The sequence below is a fragment of the Pseudomonas sp. FH4 genome, assembly GCF_000510915.2.
GTDB lineage: Bacteria > Pseudomonadota > Gammaproteobacteria > Pseudomonadales > Pseudomonadaceae > Aquipseudomonas > Aquipseudomonas brenneri.
Genome location: NZ_AOHN01000035.1, coordinates 78,216 through 99,110 on the forward strand (window position 1 = coordinate 78,216; position 20,895 = coordinate 99,110).

The window sequence follows — 20,895 nt, forward strand, 5'->3', positions numbered from 1 at the left end:
GCCGAATCATGACTATCTTGGTAATCGCAGAACACGACAACAAGGTTGTGGCCCCGGCCACCCTGAACACCGTGGCTGCCGCTGCGAAAATTGGTGGCGACATCCACGTCCTGGTCGCTGGCCAGAACGTTGGCGCCGTGGCTGAAGCCGCTGCGAAAATCGCTGGCGTGGCGAAAGTGCTGGTGGCCGACAACGCCGCCTACGCTCACCAACTGCCGGAAAACGTCGCACCACTGGTTGCCGAGTTGGGCGCTGGCTGCAGCCACATCCTGGCTGCCGCCACTTCCAACGGCAAAAACATCCTGCCGTGCGTTGCTGCGCAGCTGGACGTTGACCAAATCTCCGAGATCATCTCGGTAGAAAGCGCTGACACCTTCAAGCGCCCGATCTACGCCGGTAACGCGATCGCCACCGTGCAATCGAACGCCGCCGTAAAAGTGATCACCGTACGTGCCACCGGTTTCGACCCGGTTGCAGCTGAAGGTGGTTCGGCTGCTGTTGAAGCGGTTGCTGCTGCCCTCGATGCTGGCACCTCCAGCTTCGTTGGCGAAGAGCTGGCCAAATCCGATCGTCCGGAACTGACCGCTGCCAAGATCGTCGTTTCTGGCGGTCGCGGCATGCAGAACGGCGACAACTTCAAACACCTGTACGCTTTGGCCGACAAGCTGGGCGCTGCTGTCGGTGCTTCCCGCGCCGCTGTCGACGCAGGTTTCGTACCCAACGATATGCAGGTCGGTCAGACCGGCAAGATTGTTGCTCCCCAGCTGTACATCGCCGTCGGTATCTCCGGCGCGATCCAGCACCTGGCCGGCATGAAAGACTCCAAAGTGATCGTTGCGATCAACAAGGACGAAGAAGCGCCGATCTTCCAGGTGGCCGATTACGGCCTGGTGGCGGACCTGTTCGAGGCGTTGCCGGAGTTTCAATCTTCGTTGTAAGCAATGAAGGAAAGTTAGTTAAGCAATGATTTAAACGCTGTCAGTGAATCGACGCGGCATGTTTCAAGCATGCCGTGATCGAAATGTTGTGCGCTCAAGACTCATTTTAATAACAACAGAGGTCGCCACAAAATGTATAACGCAAATTTGCGCGGGAGGCTTTCCTGCGCCCTGATTAGAAGTTTTATCGCTACCGGCTCAGCAATTTTGATATCCAGCCAGGCCATGGCAGCCGGGCCTTTCGACCCTGATGCAGTGGGCATGACCGGAGATTGGGGAGGAACTCGTAGCGAACTTATCGAGAAGGGTTATGACGTCACCCTCGATTATGTAGGGGAGCTGGGTTACAACGCTCACGGCGGTTATGACCAGGATCGAACGGCGCGCTGGAGTGGGCAGTTCACCTTGGGCGCGAAGCTGGACCTGGAAAAGATTTTCGGTTGGCACGATGCAACTTTCAAGTTGGCCATCACCGAACGGGAAGGTCGCAACATCACCAATGACCGCATCAGCGACCCGCGTGCACCGATGTATTCGTCGACCCAGGAAGTCTGGGGAAGAGGGCAGACGTGGCGGTTGACGCAGATGTGGATCAGCCAGTCGTACCTCGACCAAAAACTCAACATCAAATTTGGGCGTTTCGGCGAAGGCGAGGATTTCAACAGCTTCCCCTGCGACTTCCAGAACCTGGCCATGTGCGGTTCACAGATGGGCAACTGGGCAGGCAGTGGGATCTGGTACAACTGGCCCATTTCGCAGTGGGCCGGACGCGTCAAATACGAGTTGGCACCACAAGTGTTTGTACAAGTTGGGGCCTACGAACACAACCCGTCGCTGCTGGAGGACAACAACGGCTTTAAATTGAACATGAGTGGCGGTGAAGGTTTGATCTTGCCGATCGAGCTGCTCTGGACTCCGACTGTGAACGCCTTGCCTGGCGAGTATCGAGTCGGCGCCTATTACAGCACGGCCGATGCTACCGACGTTAAAAGCCGTGAAGTGCCCGGTGATGTTTCCAGCAACCTGGTTTCACGCGACAGCAAATACGGTTACTGGCTGGTCGCGCAGCAGCAGGTCACCTCTCACAACGGGGACCCCAGCCGTGGTTTGTCGCTGTTCGCCAACGTCACGGTGCAGGATCGTGAAACCAGTCAGGTCGGGCACTTTATTCAGGCTGGGTTGACGTACAAAGGCGTGTTCGATGCCCGTCCACACGACGACTTGGGATTTGGCGTGGCGCGCATCAGTACCAACTCGCGCTATCGCAACAATCAAAAAGCGATCAACCAGGCCAACAACCAAACGGACTACAACAATCCCGCGTATCAGCCGGTGCAGGGTAATGAGTATGACGCTGAGTTGTACTACGGTGTCCACGCGACGAAGTGGCTGATCATTCGCCCCAATGTTCAGTACGTGCACAATCCGGGCGGTGTCAGCGAGGTCGATAATGCCTGGGTGGCCGGGGTGAAAATCCAGAGCAGTTTCTAACGTTCTGGCCTGATTCATCCGCCCGCTACATGAAAGCCACGACAGCACGTCGTGGCTTTTTTTCAGGTGCCTTGTTCATTCATTGGTAATGAACACGCTTCAAATTACTTCTTGTGACATGGATGCAAGGTCAGGATAAACGCACCAGACCTTGCATCCCTTACGCAGCGGCTATCAGTTCGGGGTTGGCGCGTCTTCGCGCAAAAGCCCGTGACGTTTCAATGCCTGCCAGAACTCGGCGGGAATCGGGTGGCTGAACCACTCAAGATTCTTCTCCAGTTGTTCCACGGTTCGTGTGCCGGCAACGAACGAGGGAATCGCCGGATGAGCGACCACGAACTGCATGGCGGCGGCCGGCAGTGGTACGCCGTACGCCTTGCACACCACTTCAATGGCCCGCACCCGTTCCATGATATGCGCAGGGGCCGGGGCATAGTTGTAACGAGCCCCTTCAACGGCGCCTGTGGCCAATATCCCTGAATTGAATCCCCCTCCGATGAGCACGGCGGCGCCCCGTTCTTCGCACAGTGGCAAGAATTCGTCGAGGGAGTCTTGCTCGAGCAGTGTGTAGCGCCCAGCGAGAAGAAAACAGTCGAAATCCCGCTGCTTCAGGGCTTCATGGCAGACTTGCCATTCGTTCACTCCGACACCGATTGCCTTCACCACACCTTCGTCTCGCAGCTGTGAGAGGGCTCGCCAGGCACCGTCCATGGCTTGTTTGAATATCTCGGGTTGCTCCGCTCCACGCGTAAAGACGTCGATGTCGTGGATGAAGCAAATATCTATTCGCTCCAGCGCCAATCGTTGCAGAGAGTCTTCGAACGAGCGCATGGTACCGTCGTAGCTATAGTCGAAGGTCATTTCGTTCGGGGCAGCGCTGCTCCAGGGACTGAAGTCGATCAGCGAACGCGGCTTGGCCTTGAGAACACGCCCGACCTTGGAGGAGATCACAAACTCGTCGCGGTTCTTCCAGCGCAGCGAGTGCCCGGTGCGCAGTTCGGCCAGACCGTGGCCATACATCGGGGCAGTGTCGAAGAGGCGGACGCCACCCTCCCAGGCACGCTGGAACATGGCATCTGAAGTGGCTTCGTCGGTAGGACGAAACAGGTTGCCGACGGGAGAAGTACCAAAGGCAAAATTGCTGACATCCAGGTTCACTCGGCCGAGTTTTCTTTTTGTAGACGGCTGCATGAGTCAATCCTCAAATAGGTAGCTGATTAAAGTTCAATGTAGTCAGAGCTGTGGGCGACCTGCTCCCAGTGCGATAACTTGATCCGCCTCGACTGTTGCGCCTGATATCCCGAGACCTCCTATGACCTTGCCTTGGCGGTCGTGCAGAACAATGCCGCCACCGAAACTGATCAGCCCGCCGTTGGTGCCTTCCAGGGAGTAAATATCACCTCCCGGTTGAGCCCGAACACCGAGCGCGGCACTGTCAGTGCGGAACAACGCAGCGGTGCGGGCCTTCTTGGTTGCGACTTCTATGGCACCGGGCAGGGCGTCGTCCATTCGCAGAAAGGCTCGCAGGAGACCGGCGTCATCAACCACGCTGATACAGACTGCAAAGCCTTGCTCGTTTGCCAGCGACACCGCGCGACTGACAATTTCCTGAGACAGTTGATCCAGCATGTATAGCTCCTTGAGCTGAGAGGGTAGGAGTCCTGATCATCCGGGGGCTACTTGCTGTCGTGAAGGTGTAAGGAGCGCTTGGTGGAGAAAGTTTGCTGATGTCGAATATTTCCTTGAATCCAAAGGAGAGGTGTGTGGCCTGAGCCCTACAACAGGACTCAAGCACGGCGGGCATAGAAGGCGTCCAACATTTCGGGGTCAGATCAAATTTAGGTGGACACCATCGCCTTTGGCGTCGGGGGTCAGGAAAGTGTGTTGGCCGGACGCATACTCCCTAAGACCATTCAGTCCACGAAAGCTAGGTGGTCTTGGTTTTCTAAATCAGGTGAAGGTTTTCGCAAAACCGATCGACTGCATTTATCGACTGATGCTGCCTGTCGCCATCGACAGTATTGGGTCGTTCCCTGCTTATCAAATCCGATGAAATCGGTGGTCTGCGACCCGTTTCTGGTCCAATCGGAGTTAGGTTCGCTGTCGTTCATGCGGTGCTCTACTGCGTTCCAGTCGAACCATTGGAATAGTCCACTCACCGAAGGACCCTTTCGTGTGGATGACCACACCCGTATTTTCCATGGCGATTACTCGGTGGAAACCGGTAGCAACGCTCAATACTGAGGCCGCTCGCAGACTGAGGGTACACATAGAGGTAGAAAATTTTCCGAACTCAAAATTTCCATTTATTTTCAATAACAAAGAGAAAAATTCGATTCCGGCACGGACATCTTGCATGAGCATGGATTGAAAGGCTTTCATGAGCTACGGGCGGCTTACGCCTGTGAGCGCTATGAGCAACTGACTGGCTTAAATGCACCCGTCAATGGCGGTCGTGTTCATCGAGAAGATCGAGAGCTTGATCAGCGTGCACGACAGCAGATCAGCCACGAATTGGGACATAACCGCATCGATGTGGTGAGTGCCTACATCGGAGGTCGGCGATGACGGCCGAGTTCGATATAGCGTTGTTTCTGAGTCCCGTGCTCAAAGGTGCGCATGCCACGCGGCAGCGACATATCAGGCAGGCAGAAAGGATGCGCGATGCGATTCGTGAGCGCTGGAGTTGTGCGACCCCCTGGTCCTGGAAGGAAAAGCACACCAGATGGTTTTTAGAGCACTATCTGCGTAGTTCAGCACCAGCGACGGTCTATTACTATGAGTTAACAGCAGGGTTGATCCGCCGTAGAAAGGCAAAAGTCGTGGTTGCCTGATAGACCTTTAAGCGTGAGCCCCTGAGTATGGGAATGCGGAGCCTTCCCATACTCAGGGGCTTGGCTGAAGAGGCGCAGGCATACCAGAGATCTGGCGACTGTCGTCACTCCTTTCGCCCTACTACACGACACGGATCGTAGCCGGTGGCGCGTACCTTTTGGATGTTCAACGAATCGGTACGACGTTGCGATCTCTGGTTTGATTGATGGCCGATGCCGACAGGCTGCCGGTGGCCGCCTTTTGGATATGTTCACTCCACCAAGCCATCATCGGACGCCGGCGTTCGATGTAATCCGTCCGGTTGTAGGCGCTACGAACTTCGTCCTTGTCGACATGCGCCAGCGCGACCTCGATCAGCTCCGGATCCCAACCATACTCATTCAGGATGGTGCTCGCCATCGAACGCAAGCCGTGGCTGACTAGACGGTCCTGAAAGCCCATGCGCTTCAACGCCATGTTGGCGGTCTGGCTATTGGCATGGGTGCGGGGGTTTCTATCTGAGGGGAACACGTACTCTCTGTTACCGCTGAGTTGCTTGAGCGTCTCCAGTAACGAAAGTGCCTGATCGGTAAGGGGGATTGTGTGCGGCCGACGCTTTTTCATTCGCTCTGGCGGAATGGTCCAGACGCGTTTGTCGAAGTCGATATCTGCCCATCGTGTGGTGGCTGCTTCGGCAGGGCGGGTCATTGTGTGCAACTGCCATTCGATCAGGCAGCGGGTCGTACGCTTAATGCTGGCGTTTGCGATTTCCATCATGAGCTCGGGAAGCTCCTCAGGTGGTAGCGCAGCCATGTTCTCTTTCTTGGGTTTCTTGAACACCGCCCGAATACCACTGAGGGGGTTCGCAAATATCAGCCCCGAGTTGACCCCGTAGGTCATGATCTCGTTGAGTCGCTGACTCAATCGCTTCACGGTCTCGAGGCTCCCTTTGGCCTCGATTGGGCGAAGGATCTTGATAACCATCGGAGCGGGTAATCGAAGTGCCGCTCAAATGTCAGAGCTGATCTTCTCGTGCGGCTATGGCTATAGGGGTGGCGACACCGGCGACAACGCACGTAAAGCGCGGACTGGAGCATGGCGACAGAAGTGGCGACAGTCGCCACTTTCTGAGCGCATTGGCCGTGACGCTTGACCGCCATTTCGAGTGGGTATAAAAATTGGCGCACGGATCGCTGTCGTTGACAGCACCAGCCCAGGTAGCCAGAACCTTCAAGGCTACGCCACTTGCGTGGTGGTTCTCCCAAAGTGCGATTAGCATCCGGCGGCTCGCACGGTCACTCCCCAAGAGTGATGGATGCCTACTCGACTTGTCTGGCTACTGCGGCAGACGATGGACCTCCCTCGCTGCGCTGCAGCAACCTCACCTCTCGGCACATTTCTCTGCGCCAATCCGCGCCCGTCTCTTTCTCCTGGAAAGAGACGGGCGCTCGTACCACTGCTGCAAGCCACGCCGTACATGGCATTGCCGCAACTCTCCTCGTGACAATCGGCCTGACAAATCCGATTCGTCGCCATCCGCAACGACACAGGCACCGGTGCCGCAGCCTATGGAAAGGCTGCACCTGACTGACAGTCAGGTGTGCCCTAGGTGTCGATGTTGTTGCCTTCTCCCTCCCAGGATCTCCAGGTGCCGAACTCGTCGGTCGGCACAGCCGCCACCCGCCCGCATTTTCGGATGCGCCAAGGAGGCCAGATTCATGGGTTCATGCCCTCGCTCCCGGTCGTAAGGAGCCGTTCGTTCCGCGTCAGTGAGCACCTCACAGGCCGCAGGGGCCTTGATCCCTGATAACACTCAACACCCGTGGCGGGACTACGTGAGGACAACCAGCAATGAACGAGGAGAGGGCCCATGCAGCAGTTAGATTCGAAGCTTGAACTACCACGATTCCCTCGACCGCTGGTCGAGTCGAATCCTGTGGCCGAGCCTTATCCGATCCAGGCACTGGGCGGGATTCTAGGGCCTGCGGTCGAGCGCATGGCCGAGGTAATCGGCGTGCCCCAGGCACTGGCTGCACAATCAGCCTTGGCTGCTTCGGCGCTGGCCACCCAAGGTCATGCGGGTTTACAGCTCGACGGGAGAAATTACCCTCTGTCGCTGTACCTGATTACGGTGGCCGCGTCCGGTGATCGTAAAACGGCAGCAGATCGATGTGCATTACTGCCTGCACGGCAATGGGAACGTGAGCAGTGGCAACGCTATCGCGAACAACTTGCTCGATACCGTGCCGTACAAAAAAAGGCTCAGCGTATTAATCCTGGCGATCCTGACTCCGCAAACCGTGTGCTCGTAGAAGAGGAGCCCTCTGCCCCTAGGTTGATCACTACGGACCCGACTATCGAGGCGCTGGTCAAAGGGCTCTGTCACGACTTACCGAGCATGGGCCTGTTCTGCGACGAAGGCGGGCAATTCCTTGGTAGCAGCACCATGAGTCGGGACAACCGTTTGAAAGCGGTCACGACCTTGTCGTCACTCTGGGATGGCAGCCCGATAGATCGCGCTCGCTCTATGGCCGGTGAAAGCTTGCGGGCTTATGACCGGCGTTTGAGTCTGCACTTGATGCTGCAACCGTACTTGGCCGTGCAGTTACTCAGTGACCCGTTGCTGCAGGGGCAAGGCATCCTTGGTCGCTGCCTGATGACCTGGCCCACCAGCCTAGCCGGACAACGCAGTTACCAGGCTGTCGACTTGTCCAAAGACCCCGCCCTAAAGCGATATCACCACCGCCTTTCGGCCCTGTTTCATCAGCCTTGGTCGCTCTCCTCTGACGGTGCTTTGCGCCTCTCACCGCTAAACCTCAGTCCTTTGGCGCGCCGCCGCTGGATTGATCTGCATGACGCCATCGAAGCCCAGTTGGGTGAGTTTGGGGAACTGGCCAGCGTACGGCCTAGTGGATCGAAGGCCGCCGACAACCTGCTGCGCGTCGCTGGCATCCTGGCAGTGGTGGAGGAGAGCAGTGCCGTGGAGGTCGACCATATCCAACGGGCCTCGACCTTGATGGGCTACTACCTCACCGAGATCCAGCGGCTGACCGAACAGGAGCCGGTGTGCCGGATAAAGGAAGAGGCTGATCGATTGCTGCGCTGGCTACAGGTCAAGGATTGGAAGCGTTTCAGTGTTCGAGAGCTAAATCGCAACGGCCCCCGTTTTGCCCGTAAGAGCAGTCGTTATACCACCAAGCTGTTGGTCGAGTTGATTGATCATCAGTGGTTGATCACCGACGGCCAGACCTTCGAGGTGCGCCATGTTCAATCTTGACGAAGCGCTGCGCAATCACCTGGCTCAACGCCAAAAGGAGCCTAAAGCGCGTTTTGTCGCCGCCAGTGTCGCCACTTTGTCGCCACGCTCAAAGCCAGGCAGAACAAGCGTTGTCGCCGGTGTCGCCGATGTCGCCACTACCCATGAAGCTAGCGCCTCGATGACCGCCATCATTCAATGGTTGAGAGAGGAGGGGGCGCATCTTTACGTCACCGGCAACACGCTGTGTTTTCGCCCGACTGATTGGGCTCAGGTCGCGATCGTGAGTGCGCACTGGCGAGCCCTTTTGCATGATCTCGCGGAAGTCGATCAGGAGCAGAAAAATGGCTCGGGTCTGTAAGCGAGCTGGGCGCAATTTCGGCTTCGGTCGGCAGCTTAGCTATGCCGGACCGCAAGCATTGAAAGATCTGTTTGGCGACGGCCATTTTGCGACTGTCAAAGCCCATAGCGATCGCTGGCAAGCCTTCGTGAATTGGTGCCGATCCGAGGACGGCCCGAGGCTCAATGATGCGCGACAGATTGATCGCGAGATCCTCATGCGGTACGCCGGTCACGTGCGTGAGCAGGTTGATCAGGGCAACGTCGGTATTGCCACCGCGCAGAACCGCCTGTCCAGCGTGAACCGAACGATGGCCGCGCTGCGTGGTGATCAGTACGTCAAAATTCCCAGTCCGAGCAAGGCGTTGGGCCTGCAGCGCTCAGGCGTGCGCAGTGAGGCACCGCAAGGCCAAGACCGTGTGCGGATCGAGCAGATCGCACAGGCGTTGTCAGAGCACGGCCAGCAACGAGTAAGCGCAATTGTGTATCTGGCCCGGGAGACTGGCATGCGTCTGCGTGAAGTGATCCTAGCGGACCTGCCCCGACTGCAACGAGAGGCCAGGCAACTGGGCAAGATCAACATCCAGGATGGCACCAAAGGCGGTCGATCAGGCGCATCAGCGCCGCGTTGGATTGCGGTCACGGATCAAGTCCGCGATGCCCTCTACAGAGCTAGCGAAGCCTCGCCCAACGGCAGTCGGAATCTATTAACGCCCTACGAAAGTTACAAAGTCTTCTTACGGGCAGTTGTGCGTCCTGCGCGGGACATTCTGCATGAGCATGGATTGAAAGGCTTTCATGAGCTGCGAGCGGCGTACGCCTGTGAGCGCTATGAGCAATTGACCGGCTTCTCGGCACCCGTCAATGGCGGTCGTGGCCATCGAGAAGACCGAGTGCTTGATCGGCAAGCCCGCCAGCAGATCAGTCATGAGTTGGGACATAACCGCATCGATGTAGTGAGTGCCTACATCGGTGGTCGGCGATGACGTCCGAGTTCGACATGGCGTTGTTTCTGAGTCCCGTGCTCAAGGGGGCGCATGCCTCGCGGCAGCGGCACATCAGACAGGCGGAAAGGATGCACGAGGCGATTGGTGAGCGCTGGGGTTGCGCGACTCCTTGGTCCTGGAAGGAAAAGCACGTGAGATGGTTTTTGGAGCACTCTCTGCGTTGTTCAGCACCTGCGACCGTCTACTACTACGAATTAACAGCAGGGTTGATCCGACGCAGAAAGGCGCAAGCCGTGGTTGGCTGATAGATCTTCAAGCGTGAGTCCCTGAGTATGGGAATGCGGAGCCTTCCCATACTCAGGGGCTTGGCCGAAAAAGCGCAGGCGTGCGAGAGATTTGGCGATAGTCGTGAAGCCTATCGCCATGCTGCACTACACGGTTTTTAGCCGGTGCCACCGGCCCCAGAATGCTCAGCGTATCGGTACGACGTTGAGGTCTCTGGCGTGATTGATCGCGGCTGCAGACAGGCTGCCGGTAGCCGCCTTCTGGATATGTTCACTCCACCAGGCCATCATCGTACGCCGGCGTTCGATGTAGTCTGCCCGGTTGTAGGCGCTTCGAACCTCATCTTTATCGACATGCGCCAGCGCGACTTCGATCAGTTCCGGATCCCACCCATGCTCGTTCAGGATGGTGCTGGCTATTGAGCGCATGCCATGGCTGACCAAGCGGTCCTGAAAACCCATACGTTTCAACGCCATGTTGGCGGTCTGGCTATTGGCGTGAGTCCGTGGGTTTCGGTCTGCCGGGAAAACATACTCTCGGTGACCGCTATGGGACTTGAGTATATCCAGCAATGCCATGGCTTGATCGCTTAGCGGGATGCTGTGTGGGCGGCGCTTTTTCATGCGCTCTGGAGGGATGGTCCAGATACGCTTTTCAAAATCGATGTCCGACCAGCGAGTGGTCGCTGCTTCAGCGGGGCGAGTCATGGTATGCAACTGCCATTCGATAAGGCAGCGGGTCGTGCGTTTGATACTGGCGTTTGCGAGTTCCAGCATGAGCTCGGGTAGCTCTTCGGGCGGGAGCGCGGCCATGTTTTCTTTCTTGGGTTTCTTGAATACAGCCCGGATGCCACTGAGCGGGTTGGCGAAGATCAGGCCGGAGTTCACGCCGTAGGTCATGATCTCATTAAGCCGCTGACTAAGGCGCTTAACCGTCTCTAGGCTGCCTTTCGCTTCGATTGGACGAAGCAGCTCGATCACCATCGGCGCGGTGATTTTCGCGAGTGGCGTCGTCTTCAAATCGGGGAACACATGCAGCGTGAGTGACCGCCAAATGTCCTCGGCATAAGCCGGCGTGACCGAGTCCTTCTTAAGGTCGAACCAGGCAGTGGCTACGTTCTCGAAAGTGTGTTCCGTTTCTGCGCGCTTGGCCTCATTTAGCGTATCGCGCTGCACTTTCGGATCGATGCCCTGGGCGAGCAGCTCGCGGGCTTGCACTGCCATCTTTCGGGCGTTCGCCAGCGAAAGCTCTGGGTAGGTACCCAGGCCCATGTTAATTCGGTTTTTAGTCACCGGTTCCCGGTAGTTGAAATTCCACAGCAGAGAGCCGTTGCTGCGTACTCGGAGTTGCAAACCGTCCCCGTCGGTGAGGACGTAATCCTTGGACGCGGGTTTGACTCCCTTAAGCTGTCGATCGGAGAGACGTAGGGTTTGAGCAGGCATGAGATTTCCCTCAGACACTGATTTGGTATTCCAAAGGTTAGCACCGGAGGGGCTGGAATACCGTATGGAATACCGAAACCTCTGGAACTCCAAGAAGCTACAAAGACCTCAATAGCCGCTAAATCCTTGTATTTGCTGGATTTAAGGCACAAAAAAAGACGTCCGTGGACGTCTTTAGATGATGAAGTGGTGGAGCCGGGGGGATTTGAACCCCCGTCCGCCAGTACTCTGCTGTCGGTACTACATGCGTAGCCGTTTCTATTAAGTTAACCCTCAGCGACCCGAAGGGCAGGGTGCTTTGGGCGAGTTGTGTAAGTTTTAGCCGCTTCGTCCACAACGTACTGCACGGCGATTCTGTTCTATATGACAATCACTTTGGGTTTACAGACATCCCCTGATGATTGCTGGACCCGAAGGTACCAGGAGGGAAGGGCTAAGGCTGCTTACGCAGCGAGAGCGTATTCCCCGTAGGTTTCGTCATTGGCAACTATAGAAAGTTGCAACAGTGGATTTACGAGTTCTGTTACCAACTCGGCATGCACCTAAAGGTTCGCAACCGGCGTCGAATCCTAAACGGCCCCGTGCTTGTTGCTCGATGTGATCGTGAGCGACAAGCCTGTGCAGTGTACGTCAAACGGTCACAGAAGGCCAACCCGAAAGGTTGGCCTGGGTTATGGGTTGCCGCCCTTGTCCAGGTTCTGCAGGTCTTGCAGGGCCTTGGATGTGATCTCGATACACTTCTTCTCATCACCCGCCGCGTGGGCCGCTTTGGCTTGGGAGACGGCGGTGTCGATCTCGCCGCTTTTGCCGCTGGTATCAGTGGCGAGCAGCGCCTTGCCGTTGTTGATTTTATCCAGGTTGATCTGGCACAGGTCTGCGTCGTTGCCAGCGGCAAACGCGGGCGGGGCCAGCATTGCAGCGGTGATGAGCAAACCTGCAAGAGCGGAACGCTTCATGGGAGATCTCCTTGTGCAAAGAGGCCTCGATGCTGCGCGGTACGTGCAGGCAGCCGGCGAGGTCATTGGATCCGCCCCGGATTCCCAGGGCTTAAGCAAGTGACTACGCCAGTGTGCAGGGGTTCGTTTTTGTTGCGCGGGCCTGGGTCACTCTGTCCACCAGGTAGACCAGCCCGTGGTAATCGATGCCGCCGTGTTGGGTCAGGCCGATTTCACAGGTGCGGCTGGTGGAGATGCCTTCGCTGCAGTACTGCACGGCGTTCTTGAGGGAGCGCAGTGAGTGAGCGTTGAGTTCCGGGGTGGTGAAGCCTTTGTCGCCGGCAAACCCACAGCAATGGATGCCTTCGGGGATTACCACGTTATTGCTGCAGCGCCGGGCCAGGTCGATCAGGGCCTGGCTTTCGCCCAGGTGCTGGGTGCTGCAGGTTACATGTACTGCAATCGGTGCATCCTGGGGGGTGAAGTCCAGGCGGTCCATCAGGTGGGTGCGAATAAAACGTACCGGGTCGTAGAGGTCCAGGCGCGTTTGCCCAAGGTCCTGGACCAGGCGCAGGGTACATGGGCTGGTGTCGCAGTAGATGGGGTCGAGGCCGCCACGGCTGGCGTGGAGCAGGGCGCCGATCAGTTCCTGGCGTTTGTGCTCGGCCTGCTCTGCGTAGCCTTTGGAGGCGAAGGGCTGGCCGCAGCACAGGCTGTCGGGATTGTCCGGGATGACGACCTGATAACCGGCTTTTTCCAGCAGGCCACGGGTTTTGTCGTACAGCGACATCTGCTCTTTATCCCCAGCAGCCGGGCCCATTGCCCGCGATACACAGGCCGCGAGGTAGACCACTCGGGGGCGCTCGTCATTGACGGCCGGGCTGAAGCGGATGGCTTTTTCCGGCTGGGGCATGGCGGTGTTCCACTGCGGTATTTGCCCTTTGGACAGGCGGGTTACCGTGGCCGAGAGTTTCGCCAGGCGGGGCGCGCCGAGCAGCATGCGGGCGCCGTTGGCTACATGCAGGGTAAAGCGTGCACCTTGCAGCGCGGTGGAGAAATGGCCGGCCAGCCACTCGGCGGTTTTCGTACTACTCGCTTCGCGGCTGCGCAGTTTTTTCACCAGGTCGCCGGTATTGATGCCTACCGGGCAGCGCTGGGCGCACAACCCTGTTGCGGCACAGGTGTCGATGCCTTGGTAGTGATAGGCCGCTTCCAGTTCAGTGGTATCGATACCGGCGCGTTTGCGCGCCTGGATATCACGCCAGATCACGATGCGCTGGCGCGGGCTCAGGGTCAGGCCCTTGGATGGGCACACCGGCTCGCAGAAGCCGCACTCGATGCACTTATCCACAATCTCGTCGGCCGCCGGTAGCGGCTTGAGGTGCTTGAGGTGGATTTGCGGGTCTTCGCTCAACACCACGTCCGGGTTGAGAATACCGTTGGGGTCGAGCAGGCGCTTGAGCTGCCACATCAACTGGTAGGCGTCGCTGCCCCATTCCAGTTCGACAAAAGGCGCCATATTGCGACCGGTGCCGTGCTCGGCCTTCAGCGAACCGCCGAATTCCACGGCCACCAGTTGCGCTACGTCATCCATGAACGCTTGATAGCGTGTGACTTCTTGCGCGCTGTTGAAGCCTTGGGTGAAGACAAAGTGCAGATTACCTTCCAGGGCGTGTCCGAAAAGGATGGCTTCGTCGTAGTGATGTTTGTCGAACAGCTCGATCAAGCGGTTCACACCAATGGCCAGTTGCTCCACCGGGAAGGTCACGTCTTCGATGATCACCGTGGTGCCGGTTTTGCGTACGGCGCCGACGGCAGGGAAAGTGTCCTTGCGGATCGCCCATAGGCGCGCGTTTTCCACCGGGTCTTCGGTGAAGTCGACTTGCTTCTCGACTGGGAAACTGGCCAGCGATGCCATGATCAGCGCCAGTTGCTCATGCAGCAATGAGGACGAAGCCGCGCGGGATTCGATCAATAGCGCGCAGGCACCTTCCGATAGCTGTTGTACGAAAGCGGGCATGCCGGGTTTGTCCTGCACCGAACGCATACTGCGTCGGTCCAGCAGCTCGACCGCTGAGACGGGCTGGGTTTTCAGCACCGTCACCGCGTTGCAGCAGGTTTCCACATCGGGGAACACGATCAGGGCCGAAGCCTTGTTCGGGTGATCGATCACCGTGTCGTAGGTGACTGCGCTGATGAACCCCAGGGTGCCTTCGGAACCCACGAGCAAGTGGCTGAGGATATCCAGCGGCTCGTCGAAATCCACCAGGGCGTTGAGTGACAGGCCGGTGGTGTTTTTCAGACGGTATTTGTGGCGGATTTTTGCAGCCAGTTCAGCATTGGCCCGGGTCTCGCGGCCCAGGGTGGCCAAACGTTCAAGCAGTGCGCCGTGTTGCTGGCGGAACGCTGCGACGCTGGCGGCATCTTCAGTATCCAGGCGGCTACCGTCGGCCAGTACCAGGCGAATCCCCGCCAGGGTGTGATAGGTGTTTTGCGCGGTGCCGCAGCACATGCCGCTGGCATTGTTGGCGACAATTCCGCCAATTTTGCAGGCGTTGATTGACGCAGGGTCCGGACCGATCTTACGTCCGAACGGCGCAAGCCAGGCGTTGGCCTGGGCCCCAATCACCCCGGGTTGCAGGCGGATCTGCGTACCCTGGCCACGAATCTCGCGCCCGTTCCAGTTATCGCCGAGCACGATCAGCACTGAATCGCTGATCGCCTGGCCGGAGAGGCTGGTACCGGCTGCGCGAAAGGTCACTGGCACGCGGTCGCGTTGCGCCAGTTGCAGCAGTTCGACTACCTCATCTTCCGATTCGACGCGGATCACCAGTTGTGGGATCAGTCGGTAAAAACTGGCATCGGTACCGAAGGCCAGGGTGGAAAGAGGGTCGTCGAAGCGCCGATCTTTCGGGATCAGTCGTGCGACAGCATCAAGGAACGCGATGGGTAGGCTCATGGTGCCTCCAGGATCAGCAGCACCCAGTCTGAGGAGCCTAGGCGCCACGGCTCAGCAGACTGGGTTGTGAATAGCTGACGCCGCAAGGCGGCTGCGGCGTCGGTTCTTACGGTATTGCCTGTGGTCTTAATGCACCAGCATGCCGGTGAACCAGTACGCCTGGGCGTAGGTGATCAGGCCGACAATCGTAGCGAAAAACAGGCTGTGCTTGAGGGTAAAACGGAACAGGTCGGATTCCTTGCCCACCAGGCCGGTCGCGGCGCAGGCCACGGCGATCGATTGCGGGGAAATCATCTTGCCGGTCACGCCGCCACTGGTGTTCGCCGCTACCAGCAGGGTATCGCTGACGCCGATCTGGTGCGCGGTGGTGGCTTGCAGGGAGCTGAACAGGGCATTGGACGAGGTATCGGAACCGGTGAGGAACACGCCCAGCCAACCAAGGAACGGCGAGAAGAACGGGAATGCCGCGCCGGTGCCGGCCAATACCAGCGCCATGGTCGAAGACATGCCGGAGTAGTTGGTGACGAATGCGAACGCCAGCACCATACCGATGGACAGGATTGGCCAGCGCAACTCGTAGAACGTCTCTTTCAAAGTGGTCAGACCAGTTCTGACGTTGATTTTCAGCACCAGCATGGAGAGCAATGCGGAGAAGAAAATCGCCGTGCCCGTGGCGGAAATCGGGTCCAGCTTGAACACCGCCGAGATGGCCGTCGGGTTGGTGACGATGGGCGCAACCTTGACCACCATCTGGTCCAGGTGCGGAATCGCAAAGTTGAACACCCAGCTGTACATCGACCCGCCGGCGGCGAACATGGCTTTGAACGGCTTGAGGGTCCAGATGGTGACCAGCACGGTCAGGATCAGGAACGGCGACCAGGCTTTGAAAATTTCCATCAGGCTGTAAGGCGAAGCCACGGAAGTGCGTGGTTGGCCGAAACCGCCGACGCTGCCGGTGACCGAAACGCTGGACGTGGCGCCAGCAATCTGGGCACCCGCAGTGCGCTTGGGCTGCCAGACTTTCAGGAACAGGGTCAGGGAAATCAGGCTGGCCAGGGCCGAGGTGATATCCGGCAGTTCCGGGCCGATGAAGTTGGAGGTGAGGTACTGGGTGATGGCAAAGCTCAAGCCAGCCACTAGTGCTGCAGGCCAGGTTTCCTTGACGCCGCGCACACCGTCCATCATGAACACCAGCCAGAACGGCACGAACAGTGACAGCAGTGGCAATTGGCGACCGGTCATGGCGCCGATCTTGAAGGCGTCGATACCGGTGACCTGGCCGGCCACGATGATCGGGATCCCCAGGGCGCCGAACGCCACGGGTGCGGTGTTGGCAATCAAGCACAGGCCGGCGGCGTACAGTGGGTTGAAGCCCAGTCCTACCAGCAGCGCGGCAGTAATCGCCACGGGTGCGCCGAAACCGGCGGCACCTTCCAGGAACGCGCCGAAGCAGAAGCCGATCAGCAGCACTTGCAGGCGCTGGTCATCGGTAATCGACAGCACGGAGCTGCGGATCACTTCGAACTGGCCACTTTTGACCGTCAGTTTGTAGAGGAATACCGCGGCGACGATGATCCAGGCGATTGGCCACAGGCCGTAGGCAAAGCCATAGCCGGCAGCGGCGAGTGCCATATCGACCGGCATCTGGAAGGCGAAGATCGCCACCAGGATCGACAACGCCAGGGTGATGCTCCCGGCAACATGGCCTTTAAGGCGAAATACCGCCAGGGCCAGGAAGAAAAATACGATAGGAATGACGGCGGCCAGTGCGGACAGGCCAAGGCTGCCGAGTGGGCTGTAGAGCTGTTGCCAGGTTTGCATATGGGGTGGCCCCTAATTGTTGTTGGTCATGCATGTTCAGCGGATCTGGGTAATTGGTAATACCAATTTACAATCGCTGATGGCTAGGGTAAGAGCCTTCGGGGTGATGTGTCAATTTGCCGCCTGAGAAACTTTGGTCGCATGTCGGCGGGCGTTGGGTCTGATCGGTGTAATCAAAGGGGTTCTGATAGGTGCCGCCGGCGCGGCAATAGGCCAGAATAGAGGGCCCGGCGAGTGGCCGGGATCGTGGAGAGTCAGTTATGGCGTTTGATCAGGTGCGTCAGCGCCGTTTGTCCGACGATATTGTCGAGCAGCTTGAGGGGATGATCCTTGAGGGCACGTTGAAGTCGGGCGAGCGATTGCCAGCCGAGCGCGCACTGGCTGAACAGTTCGGTGTGTCGCGCCCGTCGCTGCGCGAGGCGATCCAGAAGCTGGCGGCCAAGGGGTTGCTGGTCAGTCGTCAGGGCGGCGGCAATTATGTGGTGGAGACGCTGGGTTCAACCTTCAGCGATCCATTGCTGCATTTGTTGGAAAGCAATCCCGAGGCCCAGCGCGATCTGTTGGAGTTTCGCCAGACGCTCGAAGCCTCTTGTGCGTATTACGCCGCCTTGCGCGCCACCGAAGTGGACCGGGAGCGGCTGACCGCAGCTTTTGACGCGTTGCAGGATTGCTACACGCGTGATGATGAAGTGAGTCGCATTGAAGAGGGGGCGGCCGATGCCAGGTTTCACTTGGCTATCGCCGAGGCCAGCCACAACGCGGTATTGCTGCACACCATTCGCGGCTTGTTTGATTTGCTCAAGCGCAACGTGGTGACCAATATCGGCGGCATGTACCAGCAACGCACCGAAACCCGCGACATGCTGATCAACCAGCACCGGGATTTATACCTGGCGATTATTGAAGGGCGGGCGGAACAGGCACGGGAAGTTTCAACACGTCACCTGCTGTATGTGCAGGAGGTGTTGGAGGAGGTGCGTCAGGAAGTGCAGCGCATGGCTCGGGCGGAGCGGCGCAAGGGCATGTAGCCTGCCATTGCGGCGCAGGGAGCCGTCCCTACGCCGCGCGGGCTCGCATCAAGGGGCGGGGAAGATCAGTCTTCCTTGCCCTTGTTGCGTACGGCGCGTTGCAATTCCCGATTGGAGTCGCGCTCGCGCTCGGTATCGCGCTTGTCGTATTCCTTCTTGCCCTTGCCCAGTGCGATCTCGCACTTGACCAGGTGCTTGCTCCAGTACCACGACAGGCAAACGCAGGCATAACCCTTCTGCTGCACGGCAGCGGCAAGCTTTTCCAGTTCGCGGGCATTGAGCAGCAGCTTGCGCGTACGCACCGGGTCGGCAATCACGTGGGTGCTGGCAGTCATCAGCGGCGTGATATGACTGCCGAGCAGCCAGGCCTCGCCATCCTTGAGCAGCACGTAACTGTCGACCAGTTGCAACTTGCTGGCGCGCAGACTTTTTACTTCCCAGCCGGCCAGGACCAGACCAGCCTCGAACCGATGTTCGATGAAGTAATCGTGTCGCGCCTTTTTGTTCTGCGCGATGGTCCCTGTTGGGTGTTTCTTTTGTTTAGCCATAGGGGCGGCATTATAGGGAGTTGCGAGCGTGTCGGCTACGGTCAACCTGCGTGCTTGAGCGTGTTGGATGAATCCCGGACAATACAGGCTGTTCTCTGATTTTTTTCTCTCGCGAATCGGGCAGTCTTTTCGCGATGTTTGCCGCTCAGCTTCGGAAATAACGCTCCCATGACGACGCATATTCAACGCTCGGCCCTGTTGCCTTACCCGGCACAAGCGCTCTATGACCTGGTCAACGACGTGGCGAGCTACCCGGATTTCCTGCCCTGGTGCTCCTCGTCCACGGTGCTGGAGAGCAGCGATGAGCATATGCGTGCGAGTCTGGAAGTGTCCAAGGGCGGGCTTGGCCAAAAATTTGTGACCAGCAATGTGCTGGTTCCTGGCCGGTCCATCGAGATGAATCTGGAAGAAGGGCCATTCACTCAACTGCACGGTGTCTGGGTATTCAAGCCATTGGGGGAGAAGGCGTGCAAGATCAGCCTGGACCTGACGTTTGATTATGCAGGCTCCATAGTGCGGGCAACTTTGGGCCCACTGTTCAACCAGGCGGCGAATACCCTGGTGGATGCGTTTTGCCAGCGAGCCAAGCAACTGCATGGCTGAGCCGCTGATCGAGATTGAAGTGGTCTACGCCGCTGTAGACCGCCAACGGCTGTTGAACCTGGCCGTTGCGCCGGGTACGAGCCTGCGGGCGGCGGTGTTGGCTTCAGGCATTGCGGCACAGTTTCCTGAGGTGGATGTGGCTAATTGCCCTTTGGGGATTTTCGGCAAGGTCGTGGCGGATGCGCAAACCCGCAGCGTGCAGGTCGGCGATCGCATTGAAATTTATCGCCCTTTGCTGGCGGATCCCAAAGAGGTGAGGCGCTTGCGAGCGGCAAAAGCGGCCGAGGCTCGGCGGCAAAATCCGTGACCTGTGAAATAGCAGGCAACAAAAAGCCCGGCATGCCGGGCTTTTTGTTGAACAATGAAAATTATTGCGGGCCAGTATCCAGCGGCTCTGGTGTTGGCACCGGAACGGTTTCCACGCTGTCGATGTCTTTCTGGATCGTATCCAGCAAAGAACCTGGCTTGGCCGGCACTTCGGACTTGGGCTTCTCGCCGTTCTGCACAGGAGCAGTGACGTTGGTGCCGTTATCCTTGCCTAGCAGGGCTTCATCGCGGCTCACGCCAGGCATGAAGTCACCGGAAAGGCTGACGAGCTGGTCGTTGCCATTAAAGATGACACTGACGCGCTCCTGTTGGCGCTCCCCGCCCCCAGGCTGCAGGCTATAGAGATAATCCCAGCGATCGGCATGGAATGTGTCGGTCAGCAGGGGATTGCCCATGATAAACCGTACTTGCCGTCGGGTCATTCCCGGACGTAACTGGTCTATCATGTCCTGCGTGACGACATTGCCCTGCTGGATGTCGATTTTGTAAACCCCGGGGAATGAACAACCGGCGAGTGCGAGCAGTCCCACAAGGGTGAAACTGGTTAGCAAGAGCTTGGTGTTTTGCATCGGTGGGCGACTTCCACTATCTTGGCTGGGACAACGTAAACGCCGATCATACCCGTATTAAGAGAAGCTGCGAAGCAGCATCCGCGAGAAAGCTAACCATGGTTGAAAATAGCGAACTACGCAAAGCCGGTCTTAAAGTGACTCTGCCACGAGTCAAGATTCTACAAATGCTCGATTCCGCCGAGCAGCGCCACATGAGTGCCGAGGATGTCTACAAGGCGCTGATGGAGTCTAACGAGGACGTCGGCCTGGCCACGGTTTACCGTGTACTGACCCAGTTTGAAGCCGCAGGGCTGGTGGTTCGTCATAATTTCGACGGCGGTCATGCAGTTTTTGAACTGGCTGACGGTGGTCATCACGACCACATGGTTGACCTGGATACCAATGAGGTTATCGAGTTCACCAGTCCCGAAATCGAAGCGCTGCAGCACAAGATTGCTGAGGAGCACGGATTCGATTTGGTGGACCATAATCTGGTTCTGTACATACGTAAGAAAAAGTAAGAAAGCTACGCAGATTCACTCTGCGAAACGATCGAAGGCGACCCTAGGGTCGCCTTCGTGCTGTCTGTCGCCAGAAAATCCCGGAAAGAA

Annotated in this window: 19 protein-coding genes, 1 other RNA gene and 2 pseudogenes; 12 read left to right on the forward strand and 10 right to left on the reverse strand. The window is 58.0% G+C overall.

Annotation, left to right across the window (positions count from 1 at the left end; genetic code table 11):
* The first annotated feature begins 8 nt into the window (after positions 1-8).
* Together H097_RS23810 and H097_RS23815 are read left to right on the forward strand one after the other, a co-directional pair.
* Positions 9-938 (forward strand): FAD-binding protein, encoded by a 930-nt coding sequence (locus H097_RS23810; protein ID WP_032862874.1) that lies wholly within the window; start codon positions 9-11, stop codon positions 936-938.
* Positions 939-1,070: 132 nt separating this feature from the next.
* Entirely contained in the window at positions 1,071-2,429 is a 1,359-nt protein-coding gene (locus H097_RS23815; RefSeq protein WP_032862875.1) for a carbohydrate porin, read from the forward strand.
* A gap of 174 nt (positions 2,430-2,603) precedes the next feature.
* On the opposite strand, the gene H097_RS23820 is transcribed toward H097_RS23815, so the two are convergent.
* Positions 2,604-3,620: an aldo/keto reductase gene (locus tag H097_RS23820; RefSeq protein ID WP_032862876.1), complete on the reverse strand. Its 1,017-nt coding sequence runs from the start codon at positions 3,618-3,620 to the stop codon at positions 2,604-2,606.
* Between the two features lie 42 nt (positions 3,621-3,662).
* Positions 3,663-4,058, reverse strand: coding sequence for a heme-binding protein (locus H097_RS23825; protein WP_032862877.1), 396 nt, complete (start codon positions 4,056-4,058; stop codon positions 3,663-3,665).
* A gap of 720 nt (positions 4,059-4,778) precedes the next feature.
* Between H097_RS23825 and H097_RS28935 the strand changes: the two are divergent.
* Positions 4,779-4,997 (forward strand): annotated as a pseudogene (locus H097_RS28935) (integrase); the annotation flags it as partial.
* On the forward strand, positions 4,994-5,263 hold the full coding sequence (locus H097_RS28005) for a hypothetical protein (protein WP_082445662.1): 270 nt from the start codon (positions 4,994-4,996) through the stop codon (positions 5,261-5,263). The pseudogene H097_RS28935 and the gene H097_RS28005, both read left to right, overlap by 4 nt.
* 166 nt (positions 5,264-5,429) lie before the next feature.
* Here the strand turns inward: H097_RS28005 and H097_RS23830 are convergent.
* Positions 5,430-6,233: pseudogene (locus H097_RS23830) on the reverse strand (tyrosine-type recombinase/integrase); the annotation flags it as partial.
* Positions 6,234-7,113: 880 nt separating this feature from the next.
* Here H097_RS23830 and H097_RS23835 point away from each other — a divergent pair.
* From H097_RS23835 to H097_RS28940, 4 genes are read left to right on the forward strand one after another with little or no spacing between them, the layout of a single operon-like run.
* Positions 7,114-8,520 carry a YfjI family protein gene (locus H097_RS23835; protein ID WP_032862878.1) on the forward strand — a complete coding sequence of 469 codons (1,407 nt, stop codon included), beginning with the start codon at positions 7,114-7,116 and terminating at the stop codon, positions 8,518-8,520.
* Positions 8,507-8,860: a hypothetical protein gene (locus H097_RS23840; RefSeq protein WP_032862879.1), complete on the forward strand. Its 354-nt coding sequence runs from the start codon at positions 8,507-8,509 to the stop codon at positions 8,858-8,860. The genes H097_RS23835 and H097_RS23840 overlap by 14 nt, the downstream gene beginning before the upstream one ends.
* Positions 8,844-9,824, forward strand: a complete 981-nt coding sequence (locus H097_RS23845; protein WP_032862881.1) for an integrase domain-containing protein — start codon at positions 8,844-8,846, stop codon at positions 9,822-9,824. Before H097_RS23840 ends, H097_RS23845 begins: the two co-directional genes overlap by 17 nt.
* Positions 9,821-10,090: a hypothetical protein gene (locus H097_RS28940; RefSeq protein WP_032862882.1), complete on the forward strand. Its 270-nt coding sequence runs from the start codon at positions 9,821-9,823 to the stop codon at positions 10,088-10,090. Before H097_RS23845 ends, H097_RS28940 begins: the two co-directional genes overlap by 4 nt.
* A gap of 165 nt (positions 10,091-10,255) precedes the next feature.
* Here the strand turns inward: H097_RS28940 and H097_RS23855 are convergent, their stop codons facing one another.
* The 5 genes from H097_RS23855 to H097_RS23870 form a co-directional block, all read right to left on the reverse strand.
* Positions 10,256-11,512 (reverse strand): integrase domain-containing protein, encoded by a 1,257-nt coding sequence (locus H097_RS23855; protein ID WP_010206636.1) that lies wholly within the window; start codon positions 11,510-11,512, stop codon positions 10,256-10,258.
* A 187-nt stretch (positions 11,513-11,699) separates the two neighbouring features.
* Positions 11,700-12,093: a transfer-messenger RNA gene (ssrA, locus tag H097_RS28015) on the reverse strand.
* 90 nt (positions 12,094-12,183) lie between these two features.
* On the reverse strand, positions 12,184-12,468 hold the full coding sequence (locus H097_RS23860; RefSeq protein ID WP_032862884.1) for a hypothetical protein: 285 nt from the start codon (positions 12,466-12,468) through the stop codon (positions 12,184-12,186).
* 103 nt (positions 12,469-12,571) lie between these two features.
* Entirely contained in the window at positions 12,572-15,406 is a 2,835-nt protein-coding gene (locus H097_RS23865) for an FAD-binding and (Fe-S)-binding domain-containing protein (RefSeq protein ID WP_032862886.1), read from the reverse strand.
* Between the two features lie 126 nt (positions 15,407-15,532).
* Positions 15,533-17,227, reverse strand: coding sequence for a lactate permease LctP family transporter (locus tag H097_RS23870; protein WP_032862887.1), 1,695 nt, complete (start codon positions 17,225-17,227; stop codon positions 15,533-15,535).
* A gap of 260 nt (positions 17,228-17,487) precedes the next feature.
* On the opposite strand from H097_RS23870, the gene H097_RS23875 reads away from it, so the two are divergent.
* Positions 17,488-18,255 (forward strand): FCD domain-containing protein, encoded by a 768-nt coding sequence (locus H097_RS23875; RefSeq protein WP_032862889.1) that lies wholly within the window; start codon positions 17,488-17,490, stop codon positions 18,253-18,255.
* 65 nt (positions 18,256-18,320) lie between these two features.
* On the opposite strand, the gene smpB is transcribed toward H097_RS23875, so the two are convergent.
* Positions 18,321-18,803, reverse strand: a complete 483-nt coding sequence (gene smpB / locus H097_RS23880) for an SsrA-binding protein SmpB (RefSeq protein ID WP_029299012.1) — start codon at positions 18,801-18,803, stop codon at positions 18,321-18,323.
* Positions 18,804-18,971: 168 nt separating this feature from the next.
* Here smpB and H097_RS23885 point away from each other — a divergent pair, with 168 nt between their 5' ends.
* Together H097_RS23885 and H097_RS23890 are read left to right on the forward strand one after the other, a co-directional pair.
* A complete protein-coding gene (locus tag H097_RS23885; RefSeq protein WP_032862891.1) occupies positions 18,972-19,406 on the forward strand; it encodes a type II toxin-antitoxin system RatA family toxin in 435 nt (144 codons plus the stop codon).
* Positions 19,399-19,713, forward strand: coding sequence for an RnfH family protein (locus tag H097_RS23890; RefSeq protein WP_032862892.1), 315 nt, complete (start codon positions 19,399-19,401; stop codon positions 19,711-19,713). The genes H097_RS23885 and H097_RS23890 overlap by 8 nt, the downstream gene beginning before the upstream one ends.
* Positions 19,714-19,774: 61 nt before the next feature.
* Here H097_RS23890 and H097_RS23895 read toward each other — a convergent pair whose 3' ends face one another.
* The gene (locus tag H097_RS23895) at positions 19,775-20,302 is read right to left on the reverse strand and encodes an outer membrane protein assembly factor BamE (RefSeq protein WP_032862893.1); all 528 of its coding nucleotides are present in this window, start codon (positions 20,300-20,302) and stop codon (positions 19,775-19,777) included.
* Positions 20,303-20,400: 98 nt separating this feature from the next.
* Between H097_RS23895 and fur the strand changes: the two genes are divergently transcribed.
* Positions 20,401-20,805 (forward strand): ferric iron uptake transcriptional regulator, encoded by a 405-nt coding sequence (fur, locus tag H097_RS23900; RefSeq protein ID WP_003194220.1) that lies wholly within the window; start codon positions 20,401-20,403, stop codon positions 20,803-20,805.
* Positions 20,806-20,895: the final 90 nt, after the last annotated feature.